Annotated in this window: 6 protein-coding genes and 1 pseudogene; 3 read left to right on the forward strand and 4 right to left on the reverse strand. The window is 66.5% G+C overall.

The window, feature by feature from the left end; translation table 11 throughout:
- Nucleotides 1–61: 61 nt before the first annotated feature.
- Nucleotides 62–559, reverse strand: a complete 498-nt coding sequence (locus ACRDUX_RS18150) for a lipoprotein LpqH (RefSeq protein WP_526415411.1) — start codon at nt 557–559, stop codon at nt 62–64.
- Nucleotides 560–666: 107 nt separating this feature from the next.
- Between ACRDUX_RS18150 and ACRDUX_RS18155 the strand changes: the two genes are divergently transcribed.
- Together ACRDUX_RS18155 and ACRDUX_RS18160 are read left to right on the forward strand one after the other, a co-directional pair.
- Nucleotides 667–990, forward strand: coding sequence for a hypothetical protein (locus ACRDUX_RS18155; RefSeq protein ID WP_526415412.1), 324 nt, complete (start codon nt 667–669; stop codon nt 988–990).
- A gap of 3 nt (nt 991–993) precedes the next feature.
- Nucleotides 994–2,172, forward strand: a complete 1,179-nt coding sequence (locus tag ACRDUX_RS18160; RefSeq protein WP_526415413.1) for a DNA glycosylase AlkZ-like family protein — start codon at nt 994–996, stop codon at nt 2,170–2,172.
- Here the strand turns inward: ACRDUX_RS18160 and uvrA are convergent.
- Complete coding sequence (uvrA, locus tag ACRDUX_RS18165) at nt 2,162–5,053, reverse strand: excinuclease ABC subunit UvrA (protein WP_526415414.1); 2,892 nt, start codon at nt 5,051–5,053, stop codon at nt 2,162–2,164. The genes ACRDUX_RS18160 and uvrA overlap by 11 nt on opposite strands.
- Before the next feature lie 126 nt (nt 5,054–5,179).
- Here uvrA and ACRDUX_RS18170 point away from each other — a divergent pair, with 126 nt between their 5' ends.
- Entirely contained in the window at nt 5,180–5,857 is a 678-nt protein-coding gene (locus ACRDUX_RS18170) for an MBL fold metallo-hydrolase (RefSeq protein WP_526415415.1), read from the forward strand.
- A 12-nt stretch (nt 5,858–5,869) separates the two neighbouring features.
- Here the strand turns inward: ACRDUX_RS18170 and ACRDUX_RS18175 are convergent, their stop codons facing one another.
- Together ACRDUX_RS18175 and ACRDUX_RS18180 are read right to left on the reverse strand one after the other, a co-directional pair.
- Nucleotides 5,870–6,313, reverse strand: a complete 444-nt coding sequence (locus tag ACRDUX_RS18175) for a universal stress protein (RefSeq protein WP_526384973.1) — start codon at nt 6,311–6,313, stop codon at nt 5,870–5,872.
- Between the two features lie 274 nt (nt 6,314–6,587).
- Nucleotides 6,588–7,442, reverse strand: a pseudogene (locus ACRDUX_RS18180) (hypothetical protein); the annotation flags it as partial.

Below are 7,442 nucleotides of genomic sequence, written 5' to 3' on the forward strand. Positions count from 1 at the left end.
GTGTCGAGCACGTCCGCCACTCCCCCCGTCGCTCCGCTCGCCCCGCCCGCGGTGGGGCCCGTCAGTTGCAGGTCACCTTGATCTCGAACTTCTTCGTGATCATCCCCGCCATCGGGTTCGCCATGTCGGCGCCCTGCGCTTCACCGGTGATCGTGTAGGTGCTGCCGTCGACGGCGACGTCCGCGGAACCGGAGTTCATGCCGCCCATCTGGGCAACGGCGAGGGCACTGCCGTCGACGACCAGGCCCAGCGACTCGACCGTCGGAGTAGCCCCGTCGGTCATCACGACGGCGACGCCCTGCTGGCCGCCGACCGCGCCGCTGGCCACGTTGATCTTGCCGTCGGCCTTGACGCACGTCACCGAGTTGAGATCCAGCCCCGCCAGATCCTGGCCCTCCACCTTGACCTCGCTGTTGCCGCTGGTGCTGACCTGGGTGCTGCTGTCTCCACCCGCGGCTGGTGTGCTGGCCTCTGGCGCCGAACCCTTGTCGTCCGAGCAGCCGACCAGAACCAGTGCCGCCGCTGCCATGCCGATGCCCGCAGTCACGATGCTCTTCATCGGAATTTCCCTTCGTTTCGCTCCGCCCCGATGGCGTCGTCGTGAGGCAAGTACACGAGGCCCGAATCGCTACCGATCCCAACAATTGCCGGGAGTACGGTGAGAACGTGTCCGATGCAGCCGAGCCCGAGGAGATCGTCGACGCGGAGATCGTTCCGGCCGACGCGCCGACCCCGCCCGAGCAGCTCCCCGTGATACCCGCCGACACCGGCTACACCCCCGACGGAGTGCCGACCTTCGAGTCGGTGCGGGAGAAGATCGAGACCAGGTACGGCACTGCGATCGGTTCGTCGGAACTGGCGTCGGAGACCGCCGAGGGGCGCCAGGTCGAGGAGCAGTACGAGGCTCGGCAGCGCGCCGCCCACGACCGGCTCGAGGAGATTCGGGCGTCGATGCGCGACGAGCCAGGCCCCGAGCCCGGGCAAGCCTGAGCGGTGCGCTCCTTCACCGTCGCGGAGCGGCGGACGCGGCTGGCGCGCCGCCACCTCCTGGCTGAACGCACCGAGGCGGGCGTCGCGGACGTCGCGGGGCAGTTCGTCGGCCTTCATGCCACCGATCCCGCGACGCCCTATCTGTCGCTGTGGGCGCGCATCGCCGGCTTCAGCCTCACCGACCTCGACACCGCGCTCTACGAAGACAGATCCGTGGTCAAGCATCTCGCCATGCGGCGCACGCTCTGGGTGCTCGATGCCGACGACCTTCCTGCCGTGCAGTCCGCGGCCAGCGACCGCGTCGCCGCCAACGAGCGACGCAAGCTGGTCGCGGACGTGGTGACGGCAGGCATCGCCGAAGACGGCGAAGCCTGGCTCGACGACGCGTCGGCTGCCGTCCTGGCTCATCTCGCCGAGAACGGCCACACCAGTGCCAGAGACCTGCGCGCGGCGCTCCCCCAACTGGCGGGCGATTACGACCCAGCACCCGGAAAGTCCTATGGCGGTGCGGGTCCCATCTCGCCTCGGGTGATCACGGTGCTCGGGGTGCAGGGTCTCGTTGTCCGCGGACCCAACGAGGGCACCTGGACGACGTCGCGCCCGAAATGGTCGGCGGCGGCGCAGTGGCTCGGCGCGAGCCACGAGTCGGTGGACCCCGATGCTGCGCGCACGGCCCTGGTCGGGACCTGGTTACGGACGTTTGGGCCTGCCACGGTCAACGACGTGAAGTGGTGGTTCGGTCACACCCTCACGTGGGCGCGCGGCGCGCTGAGCGACCTCGGCGCCGTCGAGGTCGACATGGATGGAACCGCGGGCTACGTGCTGCCCGACGATCTGGAACCCGAACCCGCGTGTGAGCGGTGGTGCGCACTGTTACCCGGCCTGGACGTCACCACGATGGGCTGGCAGGAGAGGGACTGGTACCTCGGCGCGCACCGCGCCCATGTCTTCGACCGCAACGGCAACGGTGGGCCGACGGCGTGGTGCGACGGCCGGATCGTCGGCGGGTGGACGCAGGATCCCGAGGGGCGCGTCGTCCTGCAACTCGTCGACGACGTCGACGCAACGTCGTCGAAGGCGTTGGCGCGCAAGGCCGAGGAGCTGACCGACTGGCTCGACGGAGCACGGGTCAGCGCCCGCTTCCCATCGCCGCTGTCGAAGGCGGGCCGGGCTAAGCGCTGACCTTGCGTCGCTTCTTCGTGCGCGCCGGTGCCGGGAGCATCTCGGCGAGGAACTGACCGGTGTAGCTCTCCGACACCGCAGCGACGTCCTCGGGGGTGCCTGCCGCGACGACGGTGCCACCGCCGCCACCACCTTCGGGTCCCATGTCGACGATCCAGTCCGACGTCTTGATGACGTCGAGGTTGTGCTCGATGACGATGACGGTGTTGCCTTTGTCGACGAGGCCGTTGATGACCTTGAGCAGCTTGCGGATGTCCTCGAAGTGCAGCCCCGTGGTGGGCTCGTCGAGGACGTAGACGGTGCGTCCCGTCGATCGCTTCTGAAGCTCGGCGGCCAGCTTGACGCGCTGTGCCTCGCCACCGGACAGTGTGGGCGCGGGCTGGCCGAGCCGGACGTAGCCGAGTCCGACGTCGACGAGCGTCTTCAGGTAGCGGTGGATCGACGTGATGGGCTCGAAGAAGCCCGTCGCCTCCTCGATCGACATGTCGAGCACTTCGGAGATGGTCTTGTGCTTGTAGTGCACTTCGAGGGTCTCCCGGTTGTACCGGGCGCCGTGGCACACCTCGCAGGGCACGTATACGTCAGGAAGGAAGTTCATCTCGATCTTGATGGTGCCGTCACCGGAGCACGCCTCGCAGCGACCGCCCTTGACGTTGAACGAGAATCGCCCCGGCTGGTAACCGCGCACCTTGGCCTCGGTGGTGGCGGCGAAGAGCGTCCGGATCTTGTCGAAGACACCGGTGTAGGTCGCCGGATTGGACCGCGGAGTGCGGCCGATCGGCGACTGGTCGACTCGCACCAGCTTGTCGACCTGGTCGAGTCCGTTGATCCGCGTGTGGCGACCAGGAACCTGACGCGCGCCGTTGAGCTTGTTGGCCAGGACGGACGCCAGGATGTCGTTGACGAGCGTGGACTTGCCCGACCCGGAAACCCCCGTGACCGAGGTGAGTACACCGAGTGGGAACGCCACGTCGATCTCGCGCAGGTTGTTCTCCCGCGCACCGATCACCGTCAATTGACGTTTGCGGTCGACGGGGCGGCGAATGGCAGGCACTTCGATGCTTTCCTTGCCGGAAAGATAAGCACCCGTGATGGATTCGGGATTGGTCAGAAGATCCGCGTAGCTACCGCTGTGCACGATGAGGCCGCCGTGCTCGCCCGCCGCCGGGCCGATGTCGACCACCCAGTCGGCGTGGGCGATGGTGTCGAGGTCGTGCTCGACCACGATCAGCGTGTTCCCGATGTCGCGCAACCGGACCAACGTGTCGATCAGGCGGCGGTTGTCGCGCTGGTGCAACCCGATCGAGGGCTCGTCGAGGACGTACAGCACGCCTGCGAGCCCCGAGCCGATCTGAGTGGCGAGCCGAATGCGTTGCGCCTCACCGCCGGACAGGGTGCCCGCCGCGCGCGACAGTGACAGGTAGTCGAGCCCGACGTCGAGGAGGAAGCCCAGCCGCGACTGAACCTCCTTGAGCACCTGACCGGCGATGGCGTGCTCACGCGTGAGGTTGTTTTGCTGGTTGAGGATTTTCGTGATGTCGGCGTTCGAAAGGTGGGAGACCTGAGCGATGGACTTCGCCTCGTCCCCTGCGGCGAGCGAGACGGCCAGGATCTCGGGCTTGAGTCGGGTGCCCTCGCAGACGGGGCACGGGACGTCACGCATGAAGCCGTCGTAACGTTCCTTCATCTGCTCGGACTCGGTCTGTTCCATGCGGCGATGCAGGAATGCCATCACGCCCTCGAAGTCCGCGTAGTACGAGCGGGTGCGGCCGTAGCGGTTCTTGTACCGCACGTGCACCTGCTCGTCGCAGCCCTCGAGAATGGCCTTGCGTGCCTTGATCGGAAGCTTGCGCCACGGGGTGTCGACGTCGAATCCCAGCGTCTCGCCGAGACCCTCGAGCATCCGGGTGAAGTAGTCGGCGTTGTGACCCATCGACCACGGCGCGATCGCCCCGTCGGCCAGCGTCAACTCGGGATCGGGCACCACCAGCTCGGGGTCGACCTCCTTGCGGATGCCAAGTCCCGTGCACTCGGGGCAGGCCCCGTACGGCGAGTTGAACGAGAACGACCGTGGCTCAAGGTCGTCCACCGCAAGGGCGTGGCCGTTGGGGCAGGCGAGCTTCTCCGAGAACCGCTGCTCCCGGTGCGGCGCACCCTCGTCCTCGTCGACGAATTCCAGCACGACGATGCCGTCGGCGAGGCCAAGCGCCGTCTCGACCGAGTCGGTGAGTCGCTGCTTGGAACTGGCCTTCACGCTGAGGCGGTCGACGACCACCTCGATGTCGTGCTTCTCCTGCTTCTTCAGCTTGGGCGGGTCGGTGAGGGTGTGCACGACGCCGTCGACGCGCACGCGGCTGTAACCCTGGCTGTTGAGCTTCTCGAACAGGTCGACGAACTCGCCCTTGCGGGTGCGCACGACGGGCGCCAGCACCTGGAAGCGAATGCCCTCGTCCATCGCCAGCACCTGGTCGACGATCTGCTGCGGGGTCTGCCTGGCGATCCGCTCACCACACACGGGGCAGTGCGCGGTGCCCGCCCGCGCGTACAGCAGGCGCAGGTAGTCGTACACCTCGGTGATGGTGCCGACGGTCGAGCGTGGGTTGCGGTTGGTGGACTTCTGGTCGATCGACACCGCGGGTGAAAGACCCTCGATGAAGTCGACGTCCGGCTTGTCCATCTGCCCAAGGAACTGCCGTGCGTACGCCGACAGCGACTCGACGTAACGGCGTTGACCCTCGGCGAAGATGGTGTCGAACGCCAGCGACGACTTACCGGAACCGGAGAGTCCGGTGAAGACGATGAGCGAGTCGCGGGGCAGATCCAGGTCTACGCCTCGCAGGTTGTGCTCGCGCGCACCCTTGACGATCAGGCGGTCAGCCAACTGAGTCCCCGTCTTTCATTCCATCCCGCCAATTCCATCCCGCTCGCGAGCCCGCGAAGGCAGTCCGCGCCCATGTTATGTCCACGGTCCGACAAGCCTCCCGACAAGCCCGCTACCGTGGCATACATGACCGTCGTCGACGACAACTACACCGGCCATCTCGAACCGCGAACTGCGGCACGACGCACCCTCCCTGGGGCCACGATCATCAAGGCCTCCGTCGGCCCCATGGACAACAACGCCTACCTGATCACCTGTTCCCAGACTGGCGAGTCCCTACTCATCGACGCCGCGAACGATGCCTCGATACTGCTCGACCTGGTCGAACGGTATGCGCCGACGCTGTCGCTCATCGTCACCAGCCATCAGCACCAAGACCACTGGCTCGCGCTCGAGGAGGTGGTGAAGGCCACCGGGGCGCCGACGGCCGCCCATCGACTCGACGCAGGCCCGCTGCCCGTCCCGCCGGACCGCATCCTGGCCAACGGAGACACCATCGGCGTCGGCGAGCTGACCTTCGACGTGATCCACCTACAGGGGCACACCGAGGGCTCGGTGGCACTGGCCCTGAGCGGACCTGCCGCAGGCGAAGCCGTTCAGCTGTTCACCGGGGATTGCCTCTTCCCCGGCGGCGTCGGCAAGACGTGGAAGGACGGGGACTTCGAGCGCCTACTCGGCGACGTGACGAGCCGCGTCTTCGAGGTCTATCCGGACACCACGGTCGTCTACCCAGGTCATGGTGACGACACCACGATCGGGGCCGAGCGGCCGCACCTCGAGGAGTGGCGCGAACGCGGTTGGTGAGGGGCCTCCGCGTCAGGAGGTGTGAACGATCAGCACGTCGGACTTCGATCGGCGTGCGACGTTGGCGGGTACGGATCCGAGAAGCCGGCCTGCGATGGTGCTCAGACCCACGTTGCCGACCACGAGGAGGTCCGCCTTGATCTCCTCCGCCAGATCGACCAACGCGTCGACCGGAGCGCCGACGACGGCCTTCTCCTCGACGTCCTTGGCGCCCGCGGTGTGCGCACGTTCCTTCGCCTCGCGAAGGATCGCGTAGATCGGGGCGTTGCCCGACAACTTGTAGCCCTCGTCCTTGAGAACGTCGGCGGCCCTGGCGTCCTCGCTCTGGGGGAAGTACGCCGTTGCCACGATGAGCTTTGCGCCCGCCCCTCCGGCGATCTGCGCTGCCCGATCCACCGCGCGCAGCGACGAATCCGAACCGTCAGTGCCGACCAAAACGGTCTGATAGGCGCCCATTCATGCCCTCCCAGTGTCAATTGCAAAGCCAACCGAGACAGTAACCCGTAGTTCGACGAACGTGGGGCAATTCGCTCGGATGGCGCGCGTGCTAGCAGGTGCCGATGATAACCGCAGCAAGACCCCCGACAGCACCGTTGGTGAGCAAGGGAACCAGATTCGCTCGAGGGCGTTCGGACTCGCACCGGACGACCAAGGGTGATCCACGTCATCGATGACCGCGCCGATGACATGGATCACGTTTCTTCGCACGACGTTTCGCAGGCGAAGCGGTTCAGTCCCGGTGCCGTGGGTCGAAGTTGGACGGCGGAGCTTCTTGGGCGCTTACCGCAAAGTCGGTGTCGGAGAACGTATAGCGGTACCACGGTTCGTCGTCGCAGCGTCCGAGTTGGTGCCGAAGATTGCTGAACGCCCCGTAGACGATGCGGTACGGCTGCCCGTTGTAGTTCTGCAGGATCTCCTTCCACGTCCTGGGCGCCTCGCGGATGAGCGCAGCCATGTCTGCCGTCAGCTCCTCTTCGGACATGGCGACGACGCCCGGCGGCGGATCGCCGAGCTCGAACACCGTGCTGCGGTCGAAGTGCGAGCGCACGAACTTCGGACTGATCGGGATGGTGCAGTCCAAGCCGATCTTCGAGGCGGTCCCAGGCGCCGCGTCGTCGGCGATCATGGGGTCGACCGTCATGGTGTTGCCGTTCGGGATGGTCACCGTGTCCAGGTGCGGCATGTAGCGAAACGCCATCGCGAACTGCACCGCGTTGTCGTCCCAGATGTCGACGTCCTCGTCGAAGACCATGGCGATCTTCGGAAGCCCCTGCTTCGAGCAGGTCAGCATGACGCCGAGCGCCTGCTTAGAGTCCCCGGCACCCCTCGTGTTGATCTTCGCGTAGGCGATGTTGGACAGCCCGCCCAGTGGAGCGCGGACCTCCAACACGTCGATCCCGGCCATCGCGAGGCCGCCGTAGAGGTCGGATTCGATCATCGGCAGCTGCAGCATGTTGTCGGTGTACCAGGGGTGATTGCCGCCGATAGTGGCGTGCTGGAAGATGCCGCCCTTGCGGAATGTCATCGCCTTGACCACCGCACGGTAGTTGGCCTTGATGCCGCCGCCGTACATGCCGGTGAACTC

This window comes from Mycobacterium sp. (assembly GCF_050701675.1).
Lineage (GTDB): Bacteria > Actinomycetota > Actinomycetes > Mycobacteriales > Mycobacteriaceae > Mycobacterium.